Annotated in this window: 21 protein-coding genes and 1 tRNA gene; 14 read left to right on the top strand and 8 right to left on the bottom strand. The window is 66.0% G+C overall.

Translation table 11 applies throughout. The annotated features are described in order from the left end of the window. Positions 1-50: 50 nt before the first annotated feature. The 5 genes from LPN03_RS12055 (at position 51) to LPN03_RS12035 (ending at position 5,122) form a co-directional block, all read left to right on the top strand. Positions 51-659, top strand: coding sequence for a bacterial proteasome activator family protein (locus tag LPN03_RS12055; RefSeq protein ID WP_165183693.1), 609 nt, complete (start codon positions 51-53; stop codon positions 657-659). 12 nt (positions 660-671) lie between these two features. Further along, on the top strand, positions 672-1,142 hold the full coding sequence (locus LPN03_RS12050; protein WP_262454379.1) for a hypothetical protein: 471 nt from the start codon (positions 672-674) through the stop codon (positions 1,140-1,142). A gap of 160 nt (positions 1,143-1,302) precedes the next feature. After that, positions 1,303-2,367, top strand: coding sequence for an iron ABC transporter substrate-binding protein (locus tag LPN03_RS12045; protein ID WP_262454378.1), 1,065 nt, complete (start codon positions 1,303-1,305; stop codon positions 2,365-2,367). 5 nt (positions 2,368-2,372) lie between these two features. Further along, on the top strand, positions 2,373-3,971 hold the full coding sequence (locus LPN03_RS12040) for an ABC transporter permease (RefSeq protein ID WP_262454377.1): 1,599 nt from the start codon (positions 2,373-2,375) through the stop codon (positions 3,969-3,971). Positions 3,972-4,009: 38 nt separating this feature from the next. After that, positions 4,010-5,122, top strand: coding sequence for an ABC transporter ATP-binding protein (locus LPN03_RS12035; protein ID WP_262454376.1), 1,113 nt, complete (start codon positions 4,010-4,012; stop codon positions 5,120-5,122). Between the two features lie 230 nt (positions 5,123-5,352). Here LPN03_RS12035 and LPN03_RS12030 read toward each other — a convergent pair whose 3' ends face one another. Continuing rightward, positions 5,353-6,540: a low temperature requirement protein A gene (locus LPN03_RS12030; protein ID WP_165183686.1), complete on the bottom strand. Its 1,188-nt coding sequence runs from the start codon at positions 6,538-6,540 to the stop codon at positions 5,353-5,355. A 192-nt stretch (positions 6,541-6,732) separates the two neighbouring features. On the opposite strand from LPN03_RS12030, the gene LPN03_RS12025 reads away from it, so the two are divergent. Continuing rightward, complete coding sequence (locus LPN03_RS12025; RefSeq protein ID WP_262454375.1) at positions 6,733-8,724, top strand: MDR family MFS transporter; 1,992 nt, start codon at positions 6,733-6,735, stop codon at positions 8,722-8,724. Positions 8,725-8,863: 139 nt separating this feature from the next. Here the strand turns inward: LPN03_RS12025 and LPN03_RS12020 are convergent. From LPN03_RS12020 to tmk, 4 genes are all read right to left on the bottom strand, one after another. Continuing rightward, positions 8,864-8,939: transfer RNA gene (locus LPN03_RS12020), tRNA-Thr, on the bottom strand. 116 nt (positions 8,940-9,055) lie between these two features. Next, the gene (locus LPN03_RS12015) at positions 9,056-10,609 is read right to left on the bottom strand and encodes an alpha/beta hydrolase (RefSeq protein WP_165183684.1); all 1,554 of its coding nucleotides are present in this window, start codon (positions 10,607-10,609) and stop codon (positions 9,056-9,058) included. Between the two features lie 17 nt (positions 10,610-10,626). Next, positions 10,627-11,820: a DNA polymerase III subunit delta' gene (locus tag LPN03_RS12010; RefSeq protein WP_262454374.1), complete on the bottom strand. Its 1,194-nt coding sequence runs from the start codon at positions 11,818-11,820 to the stop codon at positions 10,627-10,629. Continuing rightward, positions 11,817-12,548, bottom strand: a complete 732-nt coding sequence (tmk, locus tag LPN03_RS12005; RefSeq protein ID WP_165183682.1) for a dTMP kinase — start codon at positions 12,546-12,548, stop codon at positions 11,817-11,819. The genes LPN03_RS12010 and tmk overlap by 4 nt, the downstream gene beginning before the upstream one ends. Before the next feature lie 150 nt (positions 12,549-12,698). On the opposite strand from tmk, the gene LPN03_RS12000 reads away from it, so the two are divergent. Beyond that, positions 12,699-13,877 (top strand): trans-sulfuration enzyme family protein, encoded by a 1,179-nt coding sequence (locus LPN03_RS12000; RefSeq protein ID WP_262454372.1) that lies wholly within the window; start codon positions 12,699-12,701, stop codon positions 13,875-13,877. 45 nt (positions 13,878-13,922) lie between these two features. After that, a complete protein-coding gene (locus LPN03_RS11995) occupies positions 13,923-14,300 on the top strand; it encodes a DUF2516 family protein (RefSeq protein WP_262454371.1) in 378 nt (125 codons plus the stop codon). A gap of 9 nt (positions 14,301-14,309) precedes the next feature. Here LPN03_RS11995 and LPN03_RS11990 read toward each other — a convergent pair whose 3' ends face one another. Then, a complete protein-coding gene (locus LPN03_RS11990; RefSeq protein ID WP_262454382.1) occupies positions 14,310-15,095 on the bottom strand; it encodes a class I SAM-dependent methyltransferase in 786 nt (261 codons plus the stop codon). A gap of 221 nt (positions 15,096-15,316) precedes the next feature. Here LPN03_RS11990 and LPN03_RS11985 point away from each other — a divergent pair, with 221 nt between their 5' ends. Next, positions 15,317-16,063: a phosphoglyceromutase gene (locus LPN03_RS11985; protein WP_165183680.1), complete on the top strand. Its 747-nt coding sequence runs from the start codon at positions 15,317-15,319 to the stop codon at positions 16,061-16,063. 148 nt (positions 16,064-16,211) lie between these two features. Here LPN03_RS11985 and phoU read toward each other — a convergent pair whose 3' ends face one another. Continuing rightward, positions 16,212-16,874: a phosphate signaling complex protein PhoU gene (phoU, locus tag LPN03_RS11980; RefSeq protein ID WP_165183581.1), complete on the bottom strand. Its 663-nt coding sequence runs from the start codon at positions 16,872-16,874 to the stop codon at positions 16,212-16,214. Positions 16,875-17,051: 177 nt separating this feature from the next. Between phoU and LPN03_RS11975 the strand changes: the two genes are divergently transcribed. From LPN03_RS11975 to LPN03_RS11965, 3 genes are all read left to right on the top strand, one after another. After that, positions 17,052-18,314: a sensor histidine kinase gene (locus LPN03_RS11975; RefSeq protein WP_262454381.1), complete on the top strand. Its 1,263-nt coding sequence runs from the start codon at positions 17,052-17,054 to the stop codon at positions 18,312-18,314. A gap of 64 nt (positions 18,315-18,378) precedes the next feature. Beyond that, positions 18,379-19,059, top strand: a complete 681-nt coding sequence (locus LPN03_RS11970) for a response regulator transcription factor (RefSeq protein WP_165183580.1) — start codon at positions 18,379-18,381, stop codon at positions 19,057-19,059. A gap of 149 nt (positions 19,060-19,208) precedes the next feature. After that, the gene (locus LPN03_RS11965; protein WP_262454370.1) at positions 19,209-23,096 is read left to right on the top strand and encodes a beta-galactosidase; all 3,888 of its coding nucleotides are present in this window, start codon (positions 19,209-19,211) and stop codon (positions 23,094-23,096) included. 69 nt (positions 23,097-23,165) lie between these two features. Here LPN03_RS11965 and LPN03_RS11960 read toward each other — a convergent pair whose 3' ends face one another. After that, entirely contained in the window at positions 23,166-23,684 is a 519-nt protein-coding gene (locus LPN03_RS11960) for a hypothetical protein (protein ID WP_165183578.1), read from the bottom strand. Between the two features lie 275 nt (positions 23,685-23,959). Between LPN03_RS11960 and LPN03_RS11955 the strand changes: the two genes are divergently transcribed. Continuing rightward, a complete protein-coding gene (locus LPN03_RS11955; protein ID WP_165183577.1) occupies positions 23,960-24,442 on the top strand; it encodes a CarD family transcriptional regulator in 483 nt (160 codons plus the stop codon). A gap of 85 nt (positions 24,443-24,527) precedes the next feature. Beyond that, on the top strand, positions 24,528-25,304 hold the full coding sequence (gene ispD, locus LPN03_RS11950) for a 2-C-methyl-D-erythritol 4-phosphate cytidylyltransferase (protein ID WP_165183576.1): 777 nt from the start codon (positions 24,528-24,530) through the stop codon (positions 25,302-25,304). The last annotated feature ends 1 nt before the right edge of the window (position 25,305 follow it).

Genomic DNA, 25,305 nt, shown 5'->3' with positions numbered 1-25,305 from the left:
CTGAGAAGGCGCACACCCCGGCCAACGGTTTGGCTGCTGAGGGCAGGGTAATGGACACTTCCAACGGCTTCGCCGGGCCCGGCGTTCCGGGGGACCCGGAGGGCGGACCCTCCGGGGAGGCGCACCAGAGCGTGGCGGACATGGTGGACCAGCCCGCAAAGGTGATGCGCATCGGCACCATGGTCAAGCAACTGCTGGACGAGGTAAAGAGCGCCCCTCTCGACGACGCCGCCCGGGCCCGCCTGGCCGAAATCCATGAGCGCTCCATTGCCGAACTGGAGGACGGGCTGTCCCCGGAGCTCGTCGCGGAGCTGCACCGGCTGAGCCTGCCGTTCTCCGACAGCTCGGCGCCGTCGGACGCTGAATTGCGCATTGCCCAGGCCCAGCTTGTCGGCTGGCTGGAGGGCCTGTTCCACGGCATCCAGACAGCCATTGCGGCGCAGGCCATGGCCAACCAGCAGCTGGCGGCCCGCATGCAGCTGCGCCAGCTCCCGCCCGGAACCGTTATCGCCCCGGGCGTGGTGGTGGGGGAGAACGGTGAACCGCAGCGCGCCCCCTTTCCGCAGGCCCACGGCAGCCAGGCGGGCGACGGCGGCCCGGGCACCGGGCGGCAGGGCACCGGCCAGCCCGACGCCGGCGGCCCCGGCCAGTACCTCTGAGAAGCATCGCTGATGCTCAAGGGACTTTTTGGCGCCTCCCGCCAGGCCAGGCGCGACGACGCCGAACTCGGCAAGGGTGTCTGGCGCCGGGCCCACGACCGCTACCGGCGCGGCCTGGACAGGTTCCACCAGATGCTGGAGGGCGTTGAGGGGGACCAGGCGGAGGGCCAGGGTGAAAACTATGCCGCCCTGGTGCCCATTGCGAACTCGCTGGCCGGTTTGTTGGCGCAGGTGCGGGCCATTGCCGTGCAGGCCCAGGCCGCGGCCCCCAGCGAAGGCATGGAAATCCCCACTGGCACGGGCGGCTACCTCAATGACGTCCACCGCGAGCTGTCCCGGGCCGGGAACGCGCTGGCGGCAGCTGCCGAGGCCGTTGCCCTGGTGAGGCTCGGCATGGGGGATGTGGCCGGCGTCGAACGCAAGGCGGAGATCGTGGAAGATCACATCAACCGGGCCGCGGAGCTGTTGGACGGACGCCCGTAAAATCAGCCCCGCTTGGACTCAGTCCATTTTAGACACGCAAATATGACCTAATTGTTGAGAGCTGCGTCACATGGGACCGGATATTAGGGTTGCCTCGCCTATTCTCGTATTACGATCAATAACTGTTCGCTAATTCGTTTATGACCGCCGAAAGGCCCCCATGAAAACTTGGTTCAACAAGACCGTGCTCAACAGGACCGCACTCTCCGCGATCGCCGGAGTTTCAGTGCTCGCCCTTGCCGCCTGCGGCGGCAGCGCCGCGCCCGCGGCCTCCAACGGCGCATCGGGCTCGGCCACGGACGCCATTGTGGTGTACAACGCCCAGCACCAGGAACTGACCCAGGCGTGGGTTGATGCGTTCACCAAGGAAACCGGCATCAAGGTCACCCTGCGCAACGGCGACGATTCCGAGCTGAGCAACCAGATTGTCCAGGAAGGCGCCAAGTCCCCGGCCGATGTGTTCCTGACCGAAAATTCTCCCGCGATGACGCAGGTCGAGAATGCCGGCCTGTTCACCGGCATCAGCGCCAAGATCCAGTCCCAGGTCCCCGCGGCGTACCGCCCCTCCACGAACAAGTGGACGGGCATTGCCGCCCGCAGCACGGTTTTTGCCTACAACACCAGCAAGCTGACCCAGGCGCAGCTGCCCAAGTCCATCATGGACCTGGCCGATCCCGCCTGGAAGGGCCGTTGGGCGGCGTCGCCGTCCGGTGCCGACTTCCAGGCCATTGTCTCAGCCATGCTGGAGCTCAAGGGTGAGGCCGCCACCTCCGCCTGGCTGAAGGCCATGAAGGCGGACGCCAAGGTCTACAAGGGCAACAGCACTGCCATGAAGGCGGTCAACGCCGGCGAAATTGACGGCGCCATCATCTACCACTACTACTGGTTCGGCGACCAGGCCAAGACGGGTGAAAACTCCAAGAACGTGGCCCTGGAATACTTCAAGAATGAGGATCCGGGAGCATTTGTCTCCGTCTCCGGCGGCGGCGTGCTGGCCTCCAGCAAGCACCAGGCCAATGCTGAAAAGTTCCTTGAATTCATCACCGGAAAGGCCGGCCAGGAAATTTTGCAGACGGGCACTTCCTTCGAATACCCGGTGGCCTCCGAGGTGGCCGCCAACGCCAAGCTGGTCCCCCTGAAGGACCTGCAGGCACCCAAGGTTGACGCCGCCAAGCTGAATTCGCAGAAGGTCACCGACCTGATGACGGCGGCCGGTCTACTCTAGTACTGATGTCCTTTTTTCAAAGCACGACGGCGGAACTTGCGCCGGGCAGCAAATCCAGGCGCAGGGCTGCCGGGGGCCGGGGCACACGCTCCGGCCCTTTGGCCGTCGTCGTTCTCTCCATCCTGATCGCAGCGTTCTCGCTGCTGCCCCTGGGGTACGTGGTGGTCATGACGGGCAACGCCGGGTGGGCCACCATCCAGAAACTGGTGTTCCGGCCGCGCGTTGGCGAACTGCTTTTCAACACGCTGGCCCTGGTGCTCATCACGGTTCCGATCTGCGTGGTGCTTGGCATTGCCGGAGCCTGGCTGGTGGAACGCACCAGGCTGCGCGGGAACAAGGCATGGGCCGTGCTGCTGGCGGCGCCGCTGGCCATCCCCGCGTTCGTCAACAGCTATGCCTGGGTGAGCGCCATCCCCTCCCTGGGCGGGGTGTGGGGCGGGGTGCTGGTTTCCACGCTCTCCTATTTTCCGTTGGTGTACATCCCGGTGGCGGCCGTGCTCAGCCGGATGGACCCTGCCCTGGAACAGTCGGGCGCTTCCCTGGGGCTGGGACCGTGGCAGGTGTTCTTCCGCGTGGTCCTGCCCCAGCTGCGGCTCGCGGCCGCAGGCGGCGCGCTGCTGGTTTCCCTGCACCTGCTGGCCGAATACGGCGCCTTCGCCATGATGCAGTTCGACACGTTCACGACGGCGATCTACGACCAGTTCCGCTCCACCTTCAACGGTGCGGCGGCCAACATGCTGGCCAGCGTGCTCGTGTTGTTCTGCCTGCTGCTGCTGCTCGGCGAATCGAAGACGCGCGGCAATGCCCGCTATGCCAGGCTGGGCGGCGGCGCGCAGGCCAATCCGAAGCGCCTGGCGCTGGGCTGGTACCAGGTGCCCGGCCAGTTGTTCCTGGCCGCGCTGAGTGTGCTGGCCCTGGGGGTGCCCCTGTTCCACGTGGTCCGCTGGCTCATCGCCGGCGGTGCCGCGATCTGGACCGGAAGCGCCCTGGTCCACGCCTTGCTGCAGACCCTGGGCTACGGACTGGCCGGGGCCCTCATGACCACCGTCCTGGCCTTCCCGCTGGCGTACCTGGTGATCCGCCACCCGGGCCCTGTGACGAAAGTGCTGGAAGGGGTCAATTACATATCCAGCTCGATGCCCGGGATTGTGGTGGCCCTGGCCCTGGTGACCATCACCGTCCATAACGTGCCCGCGGTCTACCAGACCGCCGTCGTGCTGGTAGCGGCCTATGCGCTGCTGTTCATGCCGCGGGCGCTGGTCAACCTCCGCGCCGGCCTGGCGCAGGCGCCCAAGGAACTCGACGAGGCGGCACAGGCCCTGGGGAAGGCGCCGCTGGTGGCATTCGTCAAGGTGACCCTGCGGCTCAGCGCCCCCGCAGCGGCGGGCGGGGCGGCGCTGGTTTTCCTGGGGATTGTCAACGAACTGACGGCCACGCTGCTGCTCGCGCCGAACGGCACCACCACGCTGGCCACCGAATTTTGGGCGTTCAGCAGCGAAATTGATTACGCCGGGGCGGCCCCGTATGCCTTGTTGATGATCCTGCTGTCCGCCCCCATGACCTACCTCCTTTTTGCCCAATCCAAGAAAGCTGCAGGACAGTGACCCCAACCATTCGGAGGGCGGCCAAGGCGCCAACCGCCATGCCCGCCTTCATCCCGGACCCGGGCCATGTCACAGACCACCTCCTGGTGTCCGGGGCCCGGAAGTCGTTCGGCGGCACCGAGGTCCTCAAAGGCGTTGACCTGACCGTGGCACAGGGGAGGACCACGGCCATCGTCGGTGCGTCGGGCTCGGGCAAGACCACCCTGCTGCGCCTGATTGCCGGTTTCGAGGCGGCCGACGCCGGCACCATTTCGCTGGCAGGAGTGGAGGTGGCCGGTCCCGCGGCGTGGGTGCCGGCGCACAAGCGCAGCGTGGGCTACGTGGCCCAGGACGGCGCCCTGTTCCCACACCTGAGCGTGGGCCAGAACATTGAATTTGGGCTGCCCGTGCGCGGCCGGGCCGCGGCCGCCCGGGTGGGCGAGTTGCTGGAAATGGTGTCCATGGACCCCTCCTATGCCAGGCGCCGGCCCTCGCAGCTCTCCGGCGGCCAGCAGCAGCGCGTGGCGCTGGCCCGGGCTCTGGCCCGCCGCCCGCAGCTGATGCTGCTGGACGAGCCGTTCAGCGCGCTCGACGCCGGCCTGCGGGTGGCCACGCGCCGCACCGTCTCCCAGACCCTGAGCGACGCCGGCGTGACCACCATCCTGGTCACCCACGACCAGGCCGAGGCCCTCAGCTTCGCCGACCAGGTGGCCGTCATGCGGGACGGGAAGCTGGCGCAGATCGGCAGTCCCTTCGTGGTGTACACGCGTCCCTCCGACCGGGCTACGGCAGAATTCCTGGGCGACGCCGTGATTCTTGAAGCCTGGATGGAAGGCTCCCTGGCACTGTGTTCGCTGGGCGGCATCCCCGTCCGCCGCCCGCCCGTGCAGGGCAGGGTGCACCTGATGCTGCGCCCGGAGCAAATCCGCATTACCGAGGGCGGCAGTATCCGCGGCCGCGTGGTGGACACGGACTACTTCGGCCCGGAAACCACTGTGCGGATCCAATTGGCGCCGATTGCCGTCGACCCCGGCAAGCCCGTTGACCCGCACCAGCCGGTGGGCGGGGAAGTGATCAACATCCGGCACTGGAACGCCATGCTGGCCCGGCCCGGCACCGAACTGTCGCTGAAGGTGGTGGGGGAGGGCGTGGTCTTCCCCTGGAGCGAGTAGCGCCGACCCCGGAGCCGGGAGCCGGTTGCGGGAGCCGGCTGCAGCAAGCCTGCTGTGACAACTATTGTCACAACCCATTGCCGCATTCCTTACCCGCGAGTAAGGTCAGGTGTGGTGGTGTCTCGGACTGAGGCCACAATCGCTGAAGCCGTTGGGGGAGCCTCGGATAACAGGACCCGCAACGCAAGGCCCGCACCGTCCCTCGCCGGACGGTGCGGGCCTTGTTCCTGTCACGGGGCCCCTGGCCCCGCTGGCCGCCGTCGTCGGACCAGCTCCACATAGGCCGTGGCAAGCATCAGCAGTGCGGTGGCGGCTGCCAGCAGCGCCGCCGCCGGCACCAGGGCGCTTAACGGGATGAGCAGGAGGGCAAGGGCCACTGTTGGTCCGGCCCACGGCACCACCCTGCGCGGCGGCTGGCCGTAGCGCAGCGAGACCAGCGCATTCGTGCCGTAGTACAGGGCCAGGCCGCCGCCCAGCGAAATGCCGGCACCCAGGGGAAGCCGGTCGTACGGGGCTGAAATGGCGGTGGCAATCCCGGCGGCAACGGATGTAACGCCCAGGACCAGCAGGAACGGCAGAAACAGCGTTGTCTGCAGGATTCCGCCAAAGTCTGCCCGGGAGCGCAGGCGCTCAAGCCCGGGGGCCACCGTCCCCGCGCCGTACTGGAAGAACGACCAGCCCAGGAGGGCGACCACCAGGAAACCAAGCGCGCCACCCAGGGCCGGCCCCGGGCCCCAATGGGCCGAGACTTCATTGACGATCGTGACTACTGACTCCCCCAGGACAATGATGACAAAGAGGCCCAGCCGTTCCGAGGCGTGCTCAATGTTGATGTTCGCGGCGCCGCGCTCCGGCCACAGGTGCGCACTCAGCAACACCATGGCAATTTCGACGGCGATGGCGGCGCCCCACAGGACCACCGCAACGTGAAGGGGGAGCACCGCAGAGACCAGCCAGAGGGCTGCCGTTCCGCCGTTGTAGATCCAAATCCGCCATGACGTCCCGGACACCGTGTGGCGGTCATGGTGGAGCCAGAGCACCAGCAGCACGGCGCGCAGGGCGGCGTTGCCCAGCGAAAACGCCCACGCCCTGTCGCCCAGGGCCCCCGGCGCCGCTGCTGCCATGACCCCGGCAGCAGCCATGGCAGCCAACATCGCCAGGCCCAGGGCCCGGGCTGACAATCCGGGCAGCACGTTGATCACCGAGACCATGTTCACCCAGGCCCACCAGGCCGGAAAGAACAGCAGCACGTAGCTGCCAAACGCTGCCAGCCCCGGGTCGCCATGGATGCCGTGTGCCAGCTGGCTCACGAACGCGACGAAAATCAGGTCAAAAAACAGCTCCATCCAGTGGACGCGCCCGGGTTCACGCGCCGGGGCGTGGGGCGCGGCTCCCCGGGACTGCGAATTGTTGCTCACCCGCCCATGATATGGCCGGCCAAAGGGCCTGAAGTGTTCACCGAGCGCGAAACAGAACCGTTGCTGGGGGTAACCGTATTGTCCGACGGCGTTGAGGGGAGTAGCGTTTCCACTCTGCGCAACTTACTTTGTTTCGCCCACGCCGTCGTGATGCCGGTGTCAGTGGCATCCTCCATAACCTTTTGAGGACGCATGTCTAGCGAAAAACCCCTTTCCCCCGCCGCGGGCTCCAGCCCGGCCGGCGGCGCCGTGATGAACCACCGCCAAATCCTGTTTGTCATCTTCGGCCTCATGGCCGGGATGTTCCTTTCGGCGCTCGACCAGACAGTGGTCGGCACCGCGATCCGCACCATCGGCGATGACCTCCACGGCCTCAGCCTCCAGGCCTGGGTGACCACCGCCTATTTGATCGTCTCCACCATCAGCACCCCGATTTACGGGAAGCTGTCGGACATTTTCGGGCGCCGCCCGCTGTTCATCTTCGCGATCGTGGTCTTTATTGTCGGGTCAATCCTTTCCAGCTTTTCAACGTCCATGATTGAACTCGCCACCTTCCGCGCCGTGCAGGGGCTTGGCGCAGGCGGCCTGATGTCCATGCCGCTGGCCATCATGGGTGACATGCTCGCCCCGCGCGAACGCGCCAAGTACCAGGGCTACTTCCTGGCCGTCTTTGGCGTCTCGAGCGTCATCGGCCCGCTGATCGGCGGCCTGTTTGCCGGCACGGACCAGATCCTGTGGATCGCCGGGTGGCGCTGGGTGTTCCTGGTCAATGTGCCCATCGGGCTGGCGGCACTGGCGATGGTGCTGCGCTTCCTGCACCTGCCCAAGGTTGACCGCCATTCCGTGCGCATTGACTGGTGGGGTGCCGCCGCCGTCATCGTGGCCCTGGTTCCGTTGCTGCTGGTGGCCGAGGAAGGCCAGACGTGGGGCTGGACCAGCGCCGCCTCCATCGCCTGCTATGTGGTTGGCGTGGTTGGTGTCATCGCCTTCATCCTCATTGAGATTCGGATGAAGGACGACGCCCTGATTCCCATCAAGCTTTTCCATTCCTCCACGTTCTCGATGGCCACCATCATTGGTGTGCTGGTGGGCTTTGGCATGTTCGGCGCCATGATGACGATCCCGCTGTACCTGCAGATTGTCCTGGGTTCCACGCCCACCGAGAGCGGCTTCCAGATGCTCCCCATGATCCTGGGGCTGATGATCGCCTCGATCGGAAGCGGCCAGCTGATCGCCCGCACCGGCCGGTACCGGATGTTCCCCATCCTCGGCACCGCCCTGATGTCCGCCGGGTTCCTGTACCTGACCTTCCTGAAGTTTGACTCGCCGTTCCTCTTCGTTGCCGGCGGCATGCTGCTGATCGGCCTGGGCCTGGGCCAGCTCATGCAGACCCTGACCATTGCCAGCCAGAATTCCGTGGGCCTGCGCGACATGGGTGTGGCCACCAGTGCGTCCACGTTCTTCCGCCAGATCGGCGGCACCCTGGGCACCGCCGTCATGCTTTCGCTGCTCTTTACGATCATGCCCCTGAACATCCAGGGTTCGCTCTCCGACGGCCCCACCCTGCGGAACGCACTGGACGCCGCCATGACGCCGTCGGTGGCGACTGCGCCGGAAAACAAGGCGATCATGAGCTTGATTTACACGAACATGGTGACGCCGGTGGAGAAGGGTGCGCAGCAGGCGGCCCACGCCGCCGGCGTCAAGGCACTGGTGGCCAAGGGGATTCCGGAGGCGGAGGCGCAGACCAAGGTGCCGGCCCAGCCGCTGGACTTCTCCAACGCGGCTGTTCGCACGCAGGTGGTCGACCAGGTAGCGCCCACCATCGCGGAGAAGCTCAAGTCGGCAACGGGCTCCTCGGCGGCGGGCAGCAGCGCCCTCAATGACACCTCCTTCCTCAAGGGCGCCAACCCGGCACTGAGCAAGCCGTTCCTGACCGGCTTCACCACCTCCACGATCGTCATCTACTGGGTGGCGCTCATGGTGGTGCTGCTGGCCCTGGTGCTGGCGCTGTTCTTCAAGACTCCACCGCTGCGCATGAAGTCGGCCCTGCAGGAAGCCGCCGACGACGCCGCGACGCGTGCCGAGGCAACTGACCTGAAGCTCCAGCATGCGGCCGAGGAGATGGGTGCGCTCATGGAGCCCGGCAGCTACTCGCATGCGGACGGCCCCGCGCCGCGCTAGCAGCCCGCCACCCGCCCAGGATCCCGGAATGGACTTTTGAGGTTGATATATCAACCTCAAAAGTCCATTCCGGGATCCGCGCCGGGCATGCAAAAGGCCCCGCATCCCTGATAAAAAAGGGATGCGGGGCCTTTTGTTGTGGAGCCTCCAAACAGAATCGAACTGTTGACCTTTTCATTACGAGTGAAACGCTCTACCAACTGAGCTATGGAGGCCTGTGCCGGTCAGAATCCCTTGCGGAATCATTCCCTGAACACAAGAAACCACTCTAATATGCTGGCGCCGATTGTACAAAATCGGTGCCCGGCGGCAACGAAAAGCTGGCCAAAGGTCAGCAGGTGGTTCCCTTGGCCGGCACCACGCCATTGACAAAATAGTTGTCGACCACGCCCGTCAGGCACGCATTCGCGCGGCCGTAGGCCGTGTGGCCGTCGCCTTTCCAGGTGACCAGCACGCCGGAATCCAGCTGCTGCGCCAGGGCCTGCGCCCACTTGTACGGCGTGGCCGGATCCTTGGTGGTGCCAATGACCAGGATGGGACCGGCACCCTTGGCCGAGATGGTCTCCGGCTTGCCCGTGGCGGCATAGGGCCAGTACTTGCAGGTGAGTCCGTTGTAGCTGAGCACCTTGCCAAAGGTGGGGGACGCCTTTTCCAGCGCCGCGGCTTCCTCCCGCATGTGCCCGGTGCCCGAATTCATGGAGTAGTCCAGGCAGTTGATCGCCGTGAATGCCGCCGCGATATTGGTGGTGTACTTGCCGTCCGAGGCCCGGTCCGAGGAGTAGTCGTCCAGCGCCTGCATCCCGGAGGCGTCCCCGGCGAAAGCCTCCTTCAGGGCGCCCTTGAGCGGCTCCCACAAGTCGGTGGAGTACATGGCAAACGCGAGGGTGTTGGTGAAGCCCGTCCCCGTCATGACCCGCCCGGTCTTTGTTTGCTGCGGAGTCTTCTCATACACGGCATTGAGTTCGCGGATTTGCGCCAAGGCCTCGTCGACAGTGCCGGACACTGGGCAATCCTTGGTTCCTAGGCAGTTCGCCGCCCAGTCGCGTAGCGCCCCTTCGAAGCCGATGGCCTGGCCCATGGAGATCTGGTCATCGGTCAGGCTGGGGTCCAACGCGCCGTCGAGCGAAAACTTGCCCACCTTCGAGGGGAACAGGCCGGCGTAGGTGGCGCCCAGTTTGGTCCCGTAGGAAAAGCCCATGTAGTTCAGCTTTGTGTCGCCCGCCACTGCCCTCAGGATGTCCAGGTCGCGGGCGGCGCTGACGGTGTCCACATGGGCCAGCACGGCCCCCGAATTTTTCACGCACAGGTCGGTTTCGGTCTTGGATTCCGCTTCGGCCTGCTGCAAGCCGGCATCGGTGGAGAGGTTGTACTCCACCTGGCGCGCGGCATCCATCTGTGCGTCGTTGAGGCACTTGACCGGGGCGGAGCGCCCCACGCCGCGGGGGTCAAATCCCACGATGTCGTACGCGGCGCGGATCTTGGCCGAAAAGTAGGACTTGGCGCTGTCCTTGGCCATGTCATAGCCGGAGCCACCGGGCCCGCCGGGGTTGATGAGCAGGGCGCCCTGCCTTTTCCCTGTGGCTGGCAGCCGGATTACGGCCAGCTTGATGGATGAGCCCTGGGGCTTGGCGTAGTCCAGCGGCACCTCCACCTCGGCGCACTGGAATCCGCCGTTGCAGGACGTCCACGTCACCACCTGCCCGTAGTAAGCTGCCAGGTTTGCCGGCACGGCCCCGATGGTGGAGGCGTCGGCGGTGGACTTGACGGGATGTGGTGCAGGCGGGGCCAGGGGTGTGCAGCCGGCCAGCAGCAGGGAGCCAATGGCTGCGGCAGCGGCGGTCAGGAGGCGGAGGCGTGTCCGCCGCGGTGCTGGTCCGTGGGTCATGGGGGTCCTTTGCAGGTCTAGAGCAGGCTGACGGCCATGGCTTCGAGGGCCAAAAGCGGGGAGACGTTGGTGGTGGTGAGGCGGCGGCGCACGGAATTGATGGCATCCATGCGCGCCAGGGTGGCTTCCGGCCGTCCGCGGGAGGCAAAGTCGGACAGCGCCGAGCGCAAGGGCTCGTTGACCAGCTCCGCCGTGCTGCCGGGGCCCGGTGCCGAACTTGGATGCTCGACGCCGGTGCCCCCGTGCGCTGCCAGCTGCAGTACCAGCACATCCCGGTAAAAGGACAGCAGGTCGGTCAATGCGCGGTCCAGCTGGTCGGTGACGGAGCGCTTGGAGCGGCGCTTCTGGTCTTCCTCCAGGGCCCGGACCTGCGCGCGCATGGACGGCGGGAGCGTGCCGGTTTCCGGGGCGCCCAGCGAAAGCAGCAGCTTGGCCTTTTCGGCGATGTCCCGTTCCTCGTTTGAGGAGGAGGCCTCGGCCTGGGCTAGTTCCAGCAGCGACCCGGCCGCCCGCACGGCGGCTGTCACGTCCCGCAGGGTTAGCGGCAAGTGGACTATCGCGTCCCGCCGTTCGCGGGCACCGGCGTCGGAGGCCAGGCGCCGGGCAATGCCGATATGGCTTTGCGCGGCCCGGGCGGCATGCAGCGCCAGTTCCGGCTCGATGCCGTCGCGTCGCACCAGCAGCGCGGCCACGTCCTCGACGGGCGGCACTCGCAGGGTCAGGGTGCGGCAGCGGGAGCGGATGGTGACCAGCACATCGGCCGGGCTGGGCGCGCACAGGACCCAGATGGTGCGCGGCGGCGGCTCCTCAATGGCCTTCAGCAGCACATTGGTGGTGCGCTCCGCCATGCGGTCGGCGTCGCCCACGATCATGACGCGCCACCGTGAGGAGGACGGGCTGTCGTGGGCCTTCCGGACCAGTTCGCGGGCCTCCTCAATGGTGATGGTGGTCTTCTCCGTGGCGATGAACGTGACATCGGCATTGGTGCCGGCCAGCGTGGTGTGGCAGGCCTTGCACACACCACAGCCGCGCTCGGCCAGCTGTTCACGTTCGCACACCAGTGCGGCGGCAAAGGCGACGGCGGCGTTGGAACGCCCGGATCCGGGCGGGCCGGTGATGAGCCAGGCATGCGTGGGGCCGCTGGACTGGGCGGCGCGGCGCAACTGCTCCACCACAGGTCCCTGGCCCTGCAGGTCAACCCAGACGCTCATGCGGAACCCGCCATGGGCCCAGTCGCCGCGTCCCCGGCAGTCGCCGTTCCGGCAGTCTCCGTCTCCCCGGCAGTCGCCGTCCGGGCCGCCAGCAAGCCAAGCACCCGCCCCCGCACGGCGGCAGCCAAGTCGGCAGCCGGAAGCCCGGCATCCAGGACCAGGTAGCGCTCGGGGTGTGCGGCGGCAAGCGCCAGGAAAGCCCGGCGGATGTCGGCATGGAAGCCGTCAGGCTCCGATTCCAGCCGGTCCTCGGCCGCATCGCCGGCAGTGCGCCGGCTGCGGCCGTCTTCGGGACTGACGTCCAGGAGCACTGTCAGGTCGGGCCACAGCCCTTCGGTGGCCCACTCGTTGAGCCGCTGGACTTCGCCCGTGCCCAAGCCCCGTCCGGCTCCCTGGTACGCGATCGAGGAGTCAATGTAGCGGTCGCTGACCACAATTTCCCCGCGCGCCACGGCCGGGACAATAACCTGCACGGTGTGGGCGGCCCGGGCGGCGGCAAATATCAATGCCTCGCAGCGGGCGTCAATTTCCCCCTGGCCATGGTCCAGGACGAGGGAGCGAAGCTTCTCGCCCACGGGCGTTCCCCCGGGCTCTCTGGTGCGCACCACCACGTGGCCGGCAGCTTCCAGCATCTCCGTCAGCAGTGCGGCCTGGGTGGATTTTCCGGCCCCGTCACCGCCCTCGAGGGCAATGAACAGGCCCGGCGCAGGGGCAAAAGGTAAAGTCACGTCCCTAGCCTACCGGCCCCCGCCGGGAGCGCCCCCGGCTTGTCCACAGGCTCCGGCACCAGGCCTCCACAGGCCGCGCAGGGCCGGAGTTCCCCACACCCGTGTCACGAAATTGGGGAGCGGGTGACCGGGAGCACTAATCTGGAAGGCATGAGCCTCGAACCTTCCTCCCACCCCGACCAACTCAGCCCGGAAACGGTTGCGGTGGTTGCCGGCCGCCCCGCACGCGAGCACGACGCCGCGGTCAACCCGCCCATCGTGCTGTCCTCCACCTATGTGGGGACCGGCCAGGTCGTTGACGGGGACAGGGCCTACGGGCGGTATTCAAACCCCACCTGGGATCCGCTGGAGGCAGCGCTGTCAGAGCTCGAGGGCGCCACGCTGCCTTCGCTCGTCTTCAGTTCCGGCCTGGCCGCCGTGTCCGCCGCGCTGTCCCTGATCCCCGTGGGCGGCGTGCTGGTCATGCCCCGGCATTCCTACCAGGGCGCCCTGGTGATGGCGCAGGAGCAATCGGCCAAGGGGCTGTTCACTCTGCGCACGGTGGACATTGCCAACAATGACGACGTCATTGCTGCGCTGACCGGAGCGGGCGAAAAGGCTGCCGACATGCTGTGGCTGGAAAGCCCCACCAACCCCATGCTGGAGGTGGCCGACCTCCGCGTCCTGTGCCGCTCCGCCAAGGCCGTGGGAGCCCTGGTGGTCACCGACAACACGTTCAGCACACCGCTGGTCCAGAAGCCGCTGGAACTGGGCAGCGACATAGTGCTGCACTCGGTCACCAAATACCTGGCCGGGCACTCCGACGTCATCCTCGGGGCGCTCATCACCTCCGACGGGGAACTGCGCCGCACACTGCTGCATTACCGCTCCATCCATGGCGCCATCGCCGGCCCGTTTGAGGCGTGGCTGGCCCTGCGCGGCCTGCGCACGCTGGCCCTTCGGGTGGAGCGAGCCCAGGACAGCGCCATGACGCTGGCCAAGCGCCTTGACCTGCACGACGGCGTCGAAAAGGTTTTGTTTCCCGGGCTCGACTCCGATCCGGGCCATGAGCGTGCCAAGGCCCAGATGCTTGGATTTGGTTCCATCCTGTGCGTCCAGGTGGCCGGGGGCGAGGCAGCTGCCAACGCCCTGGTGGAGGCGCTGCGCCTCTGGACGCCGGCCACGTCGCTGGGCGGGGTGGAGTCCCTGATTGAGCGGCGCCGCCGCCACGCCAACGAACCCGATTCTGTTCCGGTGAACCTGCTGCGGCTCAGCGTGGGCATCGAAAACGTCGAGGACCTGTGGAACGATCTTTCCCAGGCGCTTGCCCATGCGGCCGGCAAGAGGTAGCGGGGGACCGTTTTGCCGCACAGTTCCACGCGCTAGGCTTGTTGCGTGAGCTCATTATTGAACGGTGTGGATTTTCTCGTCCTGATGGCGCTGGGGCTGGTGGCCCTGTGCCTCCAGGTGTGGGCGTTGAGCGACTGCCTGCGCACTCCCGCCGCCGATTTTCAGCGCGCCTACAAGCGCACCAAGCAGTTTTGGGGCGCCCTGACCGGCGTTTCGGTGTTCCTGGGCTTCATATATGTCCTCGGCGGCATCAACACCTCCGTCGCAGTGGGGCAGCTCGTCTCACCCGGCATGGGCATGGGGCTGATTTTCAATCTGGCCGCCGCCACGGTGGCCAGCGTGTACCTGGCGGATGTCCGCCCGGCCCTGGCGGAGGTCCGCGGCCGCGGCAAGGGCCGGCAGAACCGCGGCTCTTCCTGGTAGTTGCTGCGGCTAGCCGGGTTCGACGGCGGACCACGCCACCGTCAGTTCGCCCAGCCGCCAACGCGACGGCGACCGCTTGACGGGCCAGCCGGCGTCGTACATTTTCTGGCACATGGACAGCCAGCGCTGCCGGTGCCCAAAGGGGGCAAGCGGCGCAGCGGCCAGCCAGTGCTGGTCCAGGGCCTGCAGGAAGCCATTGATCTTCTCGCCCGGCATGTTGTGGTGGATGAGTGCCTTGGGGAGGCGCTCGGCCACGTCGCTGGGCAGCTCGAAGGCGCCAAACCGCATGGAGATGGTGAGGGACTGCGGGCCTGCCGAATCCAGCGCCACCCACGTGCTGCGCCGGCCAATCTCATCACAGGTGCCGTCAACGAACACGCCGTTGGGGGAAAGCCGGGAGCAGACCGTGCGCCAGATGAGGCGGACATCGGCCTCGTCATATTGGCGCAGAACATTGAAGGCGCGGACCATGGTGGCGTTGCCCGGGACGGGGATTTCAAAACCGCCCACCTGGAAGTCCAGGCCGCCGTGTTCCAGGTGCTTGGCGATGCGCACGCGTTCGGGCTCAATTTCAATGCCCGTCACGTGGGCGTCGGGACACACGGCATGGATGCGCGCGTAGAGTTCCACGGCCGTGGTGGGGGATCCGCCGTAACCCAGGTCCACCACCAGCGGGCGGTTTCTGGCGTGCCGGTCGCGCCGCAGCCGCCAGGATTCCGGCCCGGCCAGCCAGCGGTCCACGCGGCGCAGCCGGTTGGGATTGGTGGTGCCGCGGGTGGCATTGCCAAAGGGCAGGCCGCGGGACCGGACGGCACCGCGCGAAAGGGAGTCGCGCTGTGCAGGGCCGGTGGAAACTTTTTTGACCCTTTGGGCGCGTTGAACCACTGAACAACACTAATCGGCTGCACAGGCAGGGCTGAAAAAACGTGGCGGGGCTCACGGGCGCCGCCCGCAAGTGCGGCGTAGCATTTCGAACGGCAACAGGGCCGCGCAGCCCGTGCCGCTAGGATGAAACCATGACCTATACCCTGATTTTGCTCCGTCACGGCCACAGTGAGTGGAACGCCAAGAACTTGTTCACCGGCTGGGTGGATGTTGACCTCAACGACCAGGGCCGCACGGAAGCCGTGCGTGGCGGCGAGCTGCTGGTGGAGAACAATCTCCTCCCCGATGTGCTGTACACCTCCCGGCTCAAGCGGGCCATCAACACCGCGAACCTGGCGCTGGACACGGCCGACCGCGGCTGGATCGACGTCAAGCGCGACTGGCGCCTCAATGAGCGCCACTACGGTGCACTGCAGGGCAAGGACAAGGCCCAGACGCTCGCCGAGTTCGGCGAAGAGCAGTTCATGGAATGGCGCCGCAGCTACGACACGCCGCCGCCGCCGCTCTCTGACGACAGCGAATTCTCGCAGGCCCACGATCCGCGCTACGCCGGCCTCGGCGACGCCCTGCCGCGCACCGAGTGCCTCAAGGACGTCCTGGTCCGCCTGCTGCCGTACTGGGAATCGGACATTAAGGAAGATCTCAAGGCCGGCAAGACGGTCCTGGTCACGGCCCACGGCAACTCGCTGCGCGCCCTGGTCAAGCACCTTGACGGCATCTCCGACGAGGCCATCGCGTCCCTGAACATCCCCACCGGCATCCCGCTGGTCTACGAACTGGACGAAAACTTCGCCCCCACCACCCCGGGCGGCAAGTACCTGGACCCGGAAGCGGCAGCTGCGTCCATCCAGGCTGTCGCGAACCAGGGCAAGAAGTAGCCCCGGGCAAGAAGCAACACTGCCTTAAAGTACGACGGCGGCCGGTGACCTTTCGCGCGAAAGGTCACCGGCCGCCGTCGTGCAGGTGGTCGAGCAGCGAGTTCTGCGAGCATCGAGCCCCAAGAGTTCGGGGCGCCCAAGCAGCAGATCAGCCTGCCAGGAAGTCCTCGGGCTGCCATTCGCCGGTGACCAGGTAGGACACCTTGCGGGCCACGGAGACGCCATGGTCGCCAAACCGCTCGAAGTAGCGGCTGGCCAGGGTGACGTCCACCGTCGTGGCGGGGGATTCGGTCCACTCCGGGGCTGCCATGGTGGAGAAGACCGTCTTGTGGAGCTTGTTGATGGCGGCCTTTGCGGCCAGGATGTCGCTGACCAGTTCTAGGTCACGCAGATCCAGCAGCTCGGACACCTTCTGGGCGATGACGATGTCCTGGCGGGCCATTTCGGCAAACGTCTCCACGAGCGCCGCCGGAATCACGGGGTTCGGGTAGCGCAGCCGGGTCAGCTGGGAGATGTGCCGGGCCAGGTCGCCCATGCGTTCCAGGGAGGCGCTCATGCGCAGCGAGCCCACGATCATGCGCAGGTCGCTGGCCACCGGGCCCTGCAGGGCGAGGACGTCAATGGCGCGCTCGTCAAGGTCATTTTGCAGGAAGTCAATGCGGGCGTCGGCTGCAATGACCTCCTGGGCAGCCTGCAAGTCGGCCGCGGCGAAAGCTGCGGTGGACTTCTCGATGGCGTCATTCACCAGCGATGAGATTTCAATCAAGCCCTCCCCAATTTGGTGAAGTTCGGCCTGAAAAACTTTACGCACGCGTGTTTCCTTTCGTGGACAGCCCAGCCTACAGGTGGGCTCGATCATGACCCACCCTCCCATCCTTGGATGAACAAGGCGGCACCGCAAGGTGAACGTTAGTTGAACGGGAGGGCGGCCGGGCAAACTTTGCGGTATTGGGGGTGCATCTGCGCATAGTCTTGGTCTGTGAACCCTTTGCTGACTGGAGTTGCCGCCGGGCTGATCGGCCTGGCCCTGGGCGTGTTTGGCATGCTCGCCTTCAGCGCCAGTGAACGGTCCCGCCGCCAGACCGTGGACGTGCGTGAACCGGCCCTGCCCGACGGTTCCGCCGAGGTCCTGTCCGTGGTGGGCAAGGCGTTCATTGTCATTGACATAGTGGACGGCGTGGTGCGGGCCAGCCCCGGCGCTTACGCCTTTGGGCTGGTCAGGGGCCACACCGTGGTCCACCAGCAGCTGCTGGAACTGGCCCACCGGGTGCGCCGCGACGGCGTCATCGAAGAACGCGACCTGGTCCTGCCGCGGCTGGTGCTGCCGGCTGCCGCCGCAGTGCCAGGCGCCGCACCGGCTCCCGGGCAGGGTGCCCCGGTCGCGGCCGCGCAGGTCTCGGAAGCCGTGCCGGGCAGCGCCCCCGCGCAAGGTTCCCTGGTGATCCAGGTGCGGGTGGCTCCGTTGGGCGAGGAGTACATCCTGCTGCTGGCGGACGACCGCACCGAAATCGCGCGCACAGAGGCCGTCCGGAACGATTTTGTGGCCAATGTGTCCCACGAACTCAAGACTCCCGTCGGCGCCATTTCCCTGCTGGCCGAGGCAATGGAATCATCCCCGGACGACGAGGCCGCCGTGCGCCGCTTTGCGTCCCGCATGATGACCGAATCGGCCCGGCTCGCGGCCCTGGTGCAGGACATCATTGAGCTGTCGCGGCTGCAAAGCAAGGACATCAACCAGGCGGTCACGGCCGTGGACATGAACGCCGTGATCGCCGAGGCCGTGGACAGGACCCGCCTGCCGGCGCAGAGCAAGAACATCACGATTGCGGTGGGCCCCAAGGTGGCCGCCGTCGTTCATGGGGACCAAAGCCAGCTGGTGACCGCGCTGCGCAACCTGATCGACAACGCCGTGCGGTATTCCCCGGAAAACACCCAGGTGGGGATCGGGTTGTCGGTGGGGGACGGCGTGGTCAACGTCAGCGTGTCCGACCAGGGTGACGGCATGAGCCCCGAAGACCAGGACCGCGTGTTTGAACGTTTCTACCGCGTGGATGCGGCGCGGTCCCGGCATACCGGCGGGACGGGGCTGGGGCTGAGCATCGTCAAGCACATTGTGGGCAACCACGGCGGCGAGGTGACGCTCTGGTCCGCGCCCAAGACGGGGTCCACGTTCACGGTGCGCCTGCCGCAAATGACCTTTGTGGCCAACGAATCCGGCAGGGGACTTCCCGCTGCCCGGAACCAAGGCTGATTCACCGCCAGGCGGGGGATCTTCGCAAAGACCACACCAAGCCAAACCAAGGAGCACGACGAGCTTGAGCAGAATTTTGATTGTTGAAGACGAAGAGTCCATCAGCGATCCCCTGTCGTTCCTGTTGTCAAAGGAGGGGTATGAGGTTGAGGTGGCCGACAACGGCCTGGACGCGCTGGTGGCGTTTGAGCGCGGCGGGGCCGACCTGGTGCTGCTCGACCTGCAGCTGCCGGGCATGAGCGGCACTGAGGTGTGCAAGCACCTGCGCCAGCGCTCCACCGTCCCGATCATCATGCTCACCGCCAAGGACTCCGAGATCGACAAGGTGGTGGGCCTGGAGCTGGGCGCGGACGACTATGTCACGAAGCCGTATTCCTCCCGGGAGCTCATTGCCCGGATCCGGGCCGTGCTGCGCCGCCAGGGGGAGCCGGAGGAGCTGGTCAGTTCCACCGTCCACGCCGGTCCGGTGCGCATGGATGTGGAACGCCACGTGGTGACGGTGCACGGGGAAGGCGTCTCCTTTCCGCTGAAGGAATTTGAACTGCTGGAGATGCTGTTGCGCAATGCCGGCCGCGTGCTGACGCGCGGCCAGCTGATCGACAGGGTGTGGGGGGCCGACTATGTGGGGGACACCAAGACCCTTGACGTCCACGTGAAGCGCATCCGCGGCAAGATCGAGCCGGATCCGGCGGCGCCGAGGTTCCTGGTGACGGTGCGCGGGCTCGGGTACAAGTTCGAGCCGTAAACGCTCAGCTCCGTCTCAAACAAAAACACCCACGAAATGTGGGAAGTAGTGTTTGATTTTGGTTGTAATTGACCGTCGAAACTTTTACTGTGATTTGGATAACACTTTGCCGCGGCCTGGGGGCCGCCATAACAAAGGGATCCACCACCATGAATGTTCGATCATCGCACGCGCCAGGCCGGGGAAAGGGCGTGCAATTCGCAGCCATCCTCGCCACCGCTGCCATGGGGTTGATGGCAGTCTCCGGCCCGGCGCACGCCACCGGGGCTGCGGGAACCGCCCCCGGCCAGCAGCCAGCCGCGGGGGCCGCCGTGTCCGCCGATTCACCCAAGGTCATCTTCCCCGGCAACGACGGCAAGCCCCACAAAGTCACCACCGATTCCAAGTCGATGATGGTGGACGGCAAGCGGCTCAATGTGTTCTCCGGGGAGTTCCATTATTGGCGCCTGCCCAGCCCCGGCGACTGGCGGGACGTCTTCCAAAAAATGCGCGCCAGCGGCTTCAACGCGGTGTCCTTGTACTTTTTCTGGGGACTGCATTCCACGGAGCCCGGCAAGTTTGACTTCACCGGCATCAAGGACATCAATCTCCTCCTGACCATGGCCCAGGAGGAGGGCCTGTATGTCATTGCCCGCCCGGGCCCCTATGTCAATGCCGAAATCTCCATGGGCGGCCTCCCTGCCTACCTGACCAAGAGCGGCGCGGGTTCCCTGCGCAGCACCGACCCTGCCGTGCTCAAGGAATCGCTGTCGTGGATCGATGCCTTCGACAAGATCGCCAAGAAGCACCAGGTCACCGACGGCGGCGGCTCCATAGTCACCTACCAGGCGGAAAACGAGCTGCTGAATGAAGGCGGGGACCGCCCGGCGTACATGAAGGCGCTGGTGACAAAGATCAAGGGTGACGGCATTACCGTCCCGCTTTTCCACAACGACTACGGCGCCAACGGGGCCTACGTGCCCGGCAGCGGGAAGGCCGGCGGAAACGTGGGGCTGGACTACTACGCCTTTGACAACTACCCGCTCGGCTTCACGTGCTCGTCCGGTCGCGGCCAGGTCCCTGACATGGAATCACGCCTGCGGGCCCTGACCACCACCAGCCCCCTGTTCATCGCCGAAGGCCAGGGCGGCGCCTTCACCCCCTGGGGCGCCAGCTTCAACACGAACAAGTGTGCGGACTTCGTGGACCCTGCCTTCACCCGCCAATACGGGGTAAACAACCTCAGCAACGGGACCAACATGTTCAACTACTACATGGAATACGGCGGCACCAATTGGGGCTGGACCGGATCGCCGTCGTCGGGCTTCACGTCCTACGACTATGGTGCGGCCATCAATGAAAACCGCCAGCTGACCCCCAAGGCGACGGTGCAAAAGGAGCTGGGATACTTCCAGCAGGACTTTGCACCGATCTCCAACATGGTCCCCCAGGCGGCCGTCCCAGTCACTGTGGATGGCGGCGCCGGCACCATCAAGTCCTACCAGCGCATCGCCACGGAGGACCAGGCCGCCGCGTCCGTCACCGGCAACGGCGCCCGCTTCCTGGGCTTCCGCCAAGGTGACAGCAACAGCACGGCAGAACTGAAATACTCCTTCCCGCTTACCCTGTCCCCGCGCAAGGATGTGGTCGCGGCCAGCTACACCACCGATGACACCGATACCACGGCCATCAAGTACACGGGCTCCTGGACACACGCCAGCGGCCAGTCCTGGACCGCCGGCGACTACCAGGACACCGAGACGTTCAGCAACACCACCGGGGACTACCTGGAGTACACGTTCACCGGCACCGGCATTCGCGTCATCGCCCCCGAGGCCAGCAACCACGGCATCGGCGACGTCTACATCGACGGCGTGAAGGCCGGCACGTTCAACACCTACGGGGCACAAAACGCCTCCTCCCAAGTGGTGGGCTTCCAAAAGGACGGCCTGGACCCTTCCGTCAAGCACACCATCAAGATTGTGGTGACCGGCCAGAAGGACCCCAACAGCCAGGGCACCTTCGTCAGTGTCGACGCCTTTGACGTCATCAAGGCCTCGGACGGCACCACGCCGCCAGCCGACGATTCCATCACCTTCCCCCGCATCCCGCAGAAGGCCGGCACCTTCATGAGCATGCACGGCCGCGACGCCAGCATGGTCATTGCCGACTACGCCTTCGACGGGCAGAAGCTGATGTACAGCACCTCGGAATTGTTTGCCAAGATGCCCGTGGCGGGCGGCACCCTCCTGACCCTCAACGGCTCCAAGGGCGACGACGGCGAGACCGTCCTGCAGTACGCCTCCGAACCGCAGGTCACCACCCTCAGCGGCACCCCGGTTGAATCGACTTGGGACGCCGGCAGCAAGACGCTGCGCCTGAACTATGTGCACGGCAACAACACGGCCGTCAAGATCACAGGCGGCGGCGCGCCCCAGCTGACCATCCTGACCACCGACCGCACCCAGACCGGCCGGCAATGGATGCTCGACGGCGTCGCACAGGGGACCGGCGGCAACAAGACAGTCCTGGCCACCGGCGTCGACCTGCTCCGCACTGCCCAGTTCGACGGCGACACCGTCAACCTGGTTGGCGACACCACCACGGCACGAACCGCCAACATTTACGTTCCCGCCGGAATCACCAAGGCAACGTGGAACGGGCAGCCGCTGGCCACCACCCAGGGCGCCGACGGCCAGCTCGTGGCACAACTGGGCGGACCGGTTGCATCCGCGCTTCCGGCGCTGGCCAACTGGAAGGTTTCGGGCGAAAACCCTGAATCCGCCGTCGCATTTGACGACTCCGCCTGGCAGGAGGCCAACGCCACCACTGCCGCCAACACCCGCCAGGGTCCCGGCCCCAACCAGGGCAAGGTCCTGGACACCGCATTCTACGGCTACTACGAAGGCGACACCTGGTACCGGGCCCGCTTCACAGCTTCCTCCAATGCCACCAGCATCCAGCTGCAGGGCCAGGGCGGCAACGCCGCGGACATGCTGGTCTGGGTCAACGGAAGCTACGTGGGAGCGGCCGGTGCCGACGGCGGCATGAAGACCTTCACGGTGCCCGCAGGGGTCATCAAGGCCGGCCAGGACACGGTGGTATCCACCGTGGTCCGCAACAACGGGCAAAACCTTGACTGGTCCGACGACGGGCTCTCGCGCCAGAACCGCGGCCTGTACGACGCCATCCTGCCGAGCACCGGTGCCGTGACCTGGAAACTGCAGGGCGCCAAGGACAAGGCCGCCCCTGTGGACACGGCCCGGACCATGTACAACACCGGCGGACTGTACGGTGAGCGTGCCGGCTGGTACCTGCCCGGCTATCCGGACAGCGCGTGGGCCGATGCCAGCTCCTTCAAGCCTGCCAAGGCAGGAATCACCTGGTACCGCACCAACTTCGACCTCAACATCCCTGCCGGGACCGACACCGCGATGGCCCTTAAAGTCAACGACGCCAAGTTCGACGCCGGCCGCCAGGACTATGCCCGCGCCGTGATCTACGTCAACGGGTGGAACATTGGCACCTGGGTGGGCAATGTGGGACCGCAGGACACGTTCACCATCCCCCGCGGCTTCCTGAACGCCAACGGGAAAAACACCCTGGCTGTGGCGCTAACCACCGAACGGGACGCCCAGGGTCCGGATTCATTCACCCTGGTGGACCGCGGCACCAGCCTGGGCGGCGTCCCCTCCCCGCTGAACGCGGCACCCGGCTACCAGGCCGCCGTCGTCAGTGCCCAAGCCGTGGAAACCTCTCCCGCCCAGGGACCAGGGGTGACCATTGCCGCCAGCGGCACTGTGGCCCTGGCCCCGCTGGGCAACGGAGCGCTCACCTCCGCCACCCTCGAATTCGGCGACGGCAGCGCCCCCGTGGCCGTCCCCGTGGCTGGGGGTGCGTTCAGCGCCGTCCACAGTTACGCGAAGAAGGGCAACTACACGATTATTGCCACGGTGAGGGATGCCGTGTCCGGGGCCGTTTTGGGCACCGCCACCGTGGACGTCGCCGGAGGCAGCTGCAACGTCCACCACGTGTGCAGCTCTGCAGCAAGCAACTAAGCAGAACAGGAAGGCCGGCCACCCCCATGGGGTGGCCGGCCTTCCTGTTTTACAACTGGAAAACAGTCCTTACGGCGCGGCAACCGCGGTCGCGGTGGGCAGCAGGTCCTTGTATTCGTTCAGGGTCCCGTTCAGCACGGGCACGTTCAGCTGGCCCGTTTCGGAAGCGCCGCCGGACTGGCGCAGCTGGAGGACCTCCATGGCGCCTGCTGCAGCCTTGACGGTGCTGAGCGTGGCCTTGTCGTTCGCCGCGTTCAGGACCAGGGGAATGCCGGGCTTGACGGTCACTTCGGTCTGGGAGCCCTGGTCGCCGCTGAAGGTCAGGGTGATGTCGGAGGTGGAGGTGTTGTAGAACGTGCCGGCGACGTGGCCGGGGGCGTCATTGCCGTTGGAGACAATCATGACGTTGCGCAATTCCAGGTGGCCCATGTCCATGCGCACGCCGTCGGAGGCGGAGTAGACGATGGTGGTGCTTTGCTGGTTGATGGCACTGCAACCGGTAAACGCAAGGGCCCCGACGCCAATGGCGGCAATCAGGCCAAGGCGCTGTACTCGTTTGGCACCGGGGATGCCGGCAGCGGTTCTCACGTCAGTAACTCCTCATGGAAAGAACAATTATCTCGGACCAGCTTATCCGCATTGGCGGCAAAAGCCCGCTTTTGGGCCGGCCACATGAAGCTGCTGGGGCTGCCGCGGTTCACTGCACTGCACCTTCGCGGCGTTTAGTCAAGGCCCAAGGGAATCTCCAATTGTTGGAACAATTGTGCCTTCAGCGTATCCCCAATGCGCCCTGACCTGCGGAAACTCAAGGGAGCGGCCCTTTATTCGTGGTAAACTAGGACTATTGGAAAGGGAGAATCCACATGCTTTTTGAGGTCGGCGAGACAGTAGTTTACCCACACCACGGCGCAGCAAAGATCGAAGAGATCAAGATGCGCACCATCAAGGGTGAAGAGAAGATGTATCTCAAGCTCAAGGTGGCCCAGGGGGATCTAACCATCGAAGTGCCCGCAGAAAACGTCGACCTTGTCGGGGTCCGCGACGTTGTGGGCAAGGAAGGCTTGCAGCACGTCTTTGAAGTTCTTCGTGCCGAGTTTACGGAGGAGCCCACCAACTGGTCCCGCCGCTACAAGGCCAACCTGGAGAAGCTTGCATCCGGTGACGTCATCAAAGTTGCAGAAGTTGTCCGCGACCTCTGGCGCCGCGACCACGACCGTGGCCTTTCAGCAGGCGAGAAGCGCATGCTGGCCAAGGCCCGTCAGATCCTCATTTCCGAGCTTGCCCTGGCGGAAAAGACTGACGAGGACCGCGCAGCAGAAGTTCTTGACGAGGTCCTGGCCTCATAGTTGAGGCAATGCCCCACGCACTAACAAGGAACCCCGGCACCCCACGGTGCCGGGGTTCCTTGCATCCCGGCGCTACTGTGGAGACATGAGTGATGAACTAAACGGCAGCTGCGCCGTCGTGATCGTTGCTGCCGGTTCCGGGCAGCGGCTGGGATTCGGGGTCCCCAAGGCCAGGGTGCCGCTGGGCGGGGAGCCCATGCTGGCCCACGCCGTCCTTGGGGTGGTCAACGCTGGCATCGCAGCCCAGATTTGCATTGCCATCCCTCCGGGCGATCCGGAAATGGCTGGCATCTGTGCCGATCTCCAGGAACAGGCCGGCCCCGGAATCCTGTGGTCCGTCGTCGAAGGCGGTGCGGACAGGTCCGAATCCGTGCGGGCCGCGCTGGCCGTCATGGCGGAGGGCATCACCACGGTCCTGGTCCACGACGGCGCGCGCCCGCTGACGCCGTCGGGCGTGTTTGAACGGGTCACGGCCGCGCTGCGCGACGGCGCGAGGGCAGTGATCCCGGCCCTGGCCGTGGTGGACACCATCAAGACCGTGGTGCCAACCGAGCTTCCTGCCACGGGGGCCGGCGTGGAAAAGGTGTCCGGCACCCCGCCCCGCAGCCGGCTCCGCGCCGTGCAGACGCCGCAGGGATTTGAGCTGGAGACCCTGCGCCGCGCCCATGCGCATGCGCTCACCCTCGATGCCGCAGCCGCCGCCCAGGTCACCGATGACGCCATGCTGGTGGAGGCCATCGGCGAGGACGTCTACGTGGTCCAGGGCTCAGCGCACAGCCTGAAAATCACCACCCCCACGGACCTTTTGCTGGCCGAGGCCATGCTGCAGGGCCCGCTCCGCCCGCGCTGGGTGGAGGGCTAGG

This window comes from Arthrobacter sp. A2-55 (genome assembly GCF_025548615.1).
Classification (GTDB): Bacteria; Actinomycetota; Actinomycetes; order Actinomycetales; family Micrococcaceae; genus Specibacter; species Specibacter silviterrae.
This window is presented reverse-complemented; position numbering and strand designations above follow the sequence as displayed.

Excerpts from the sequence above, each read along its gene's own strand:
- LPN03_RS12055 (WP_165183693.1), top strand. The coding sequence starts at position 51 with ATGGACACTTCCAACGGCTTCGCCGGGCCCGGCGTTCCGGGGGACCCG.
- LPN03_RS12050 (WP_262454379.1), top strand. The coding sequence starts at position 672 with ATGCTCAAGGGACTTTTTGGCGCCTCCCGCCAGGCCAGGCGCGACGAC.
- LPN03_RS12045 (WP_262454378.1), top strand. The coding sequence starts at position 1,303 with ATGAAAACTTGGTTCAACAAGACCGTGCTCAACAGGACCGCACTCTCC.
- LPN03_RS12040 (WP_262454377.1), top strand. The coding sequence starts at position 2,373 with ATGTCCTTTTTTCAAAGCACGACGGCGGAACTTGCGCCGGGCAGCAAA.
- LPN03_RS12035 (WP_262454376.1), top strand. The coding sequence starts at position 4,010 with ATGCCCGCCTTCATCCCGGACCCGGGCCATGTCACAGACCACCTCCTG.
- LPN03_RS12025 (WP_262454375.1), top strand. The coding sequence starts at position 6,733 with ATGTCTAGCGAAAAACCCCTTTCCCCCGCCGCGGGCTCCAGCCCGGCC.
- LPN03_RS12015 (WP_165183684.1), bottom strand. The coding sequence starts at position 10,609 with ATGACCCACGGACCAGCACCGCGGCGGACACGCCTCCGCCTCCTGACC.
- LPN03_RS12010 (WP_262454374.1), bottom strand. The coding sequence starts at position 11,820 with ATGAGCGTCTGGGTTGACCTGCAGGGCCAGGGACCTGTGGTGGAGCAG.
- LPN03_RS12000 (WP_262454372.1), top strand. The coding sequence starts at position 12,699 with ATGAGCCTCGAACCTTCCTCCCACCCCGACCAACTCAGCCCGGAAACG.
- LPN03_RS11985 (WP_165183680.1), top strand. The coding sequence starts at position 15,317 with ATGACCTATACCCTGATTTTGCTCCGTCACGGCCACAGTGAGTGGAAC.
- LPN03_RS11965 (WP_262454370.1), top strand. The coding sequence starts at position 19,209 with ATGAATGTTCGATCATCGCACGCGCCAGGCCGGGGAAAGGGCGTGCAA.
- LPN03_RS11955 (WP_165183577.1), top strand. The coding sequence starts at position 23,960 with ATGCTTTTTGAGGTCGGCGAGACAGTAGTTTACCCACACCACGGCGCA.
- ispD (WP_165183576.1), top strand. The coding sequence starts at position 24,528 with ATGAGTGATGAACTAAACGGCAGCTGCGCCGTCGTGATCGTTGCTGCC.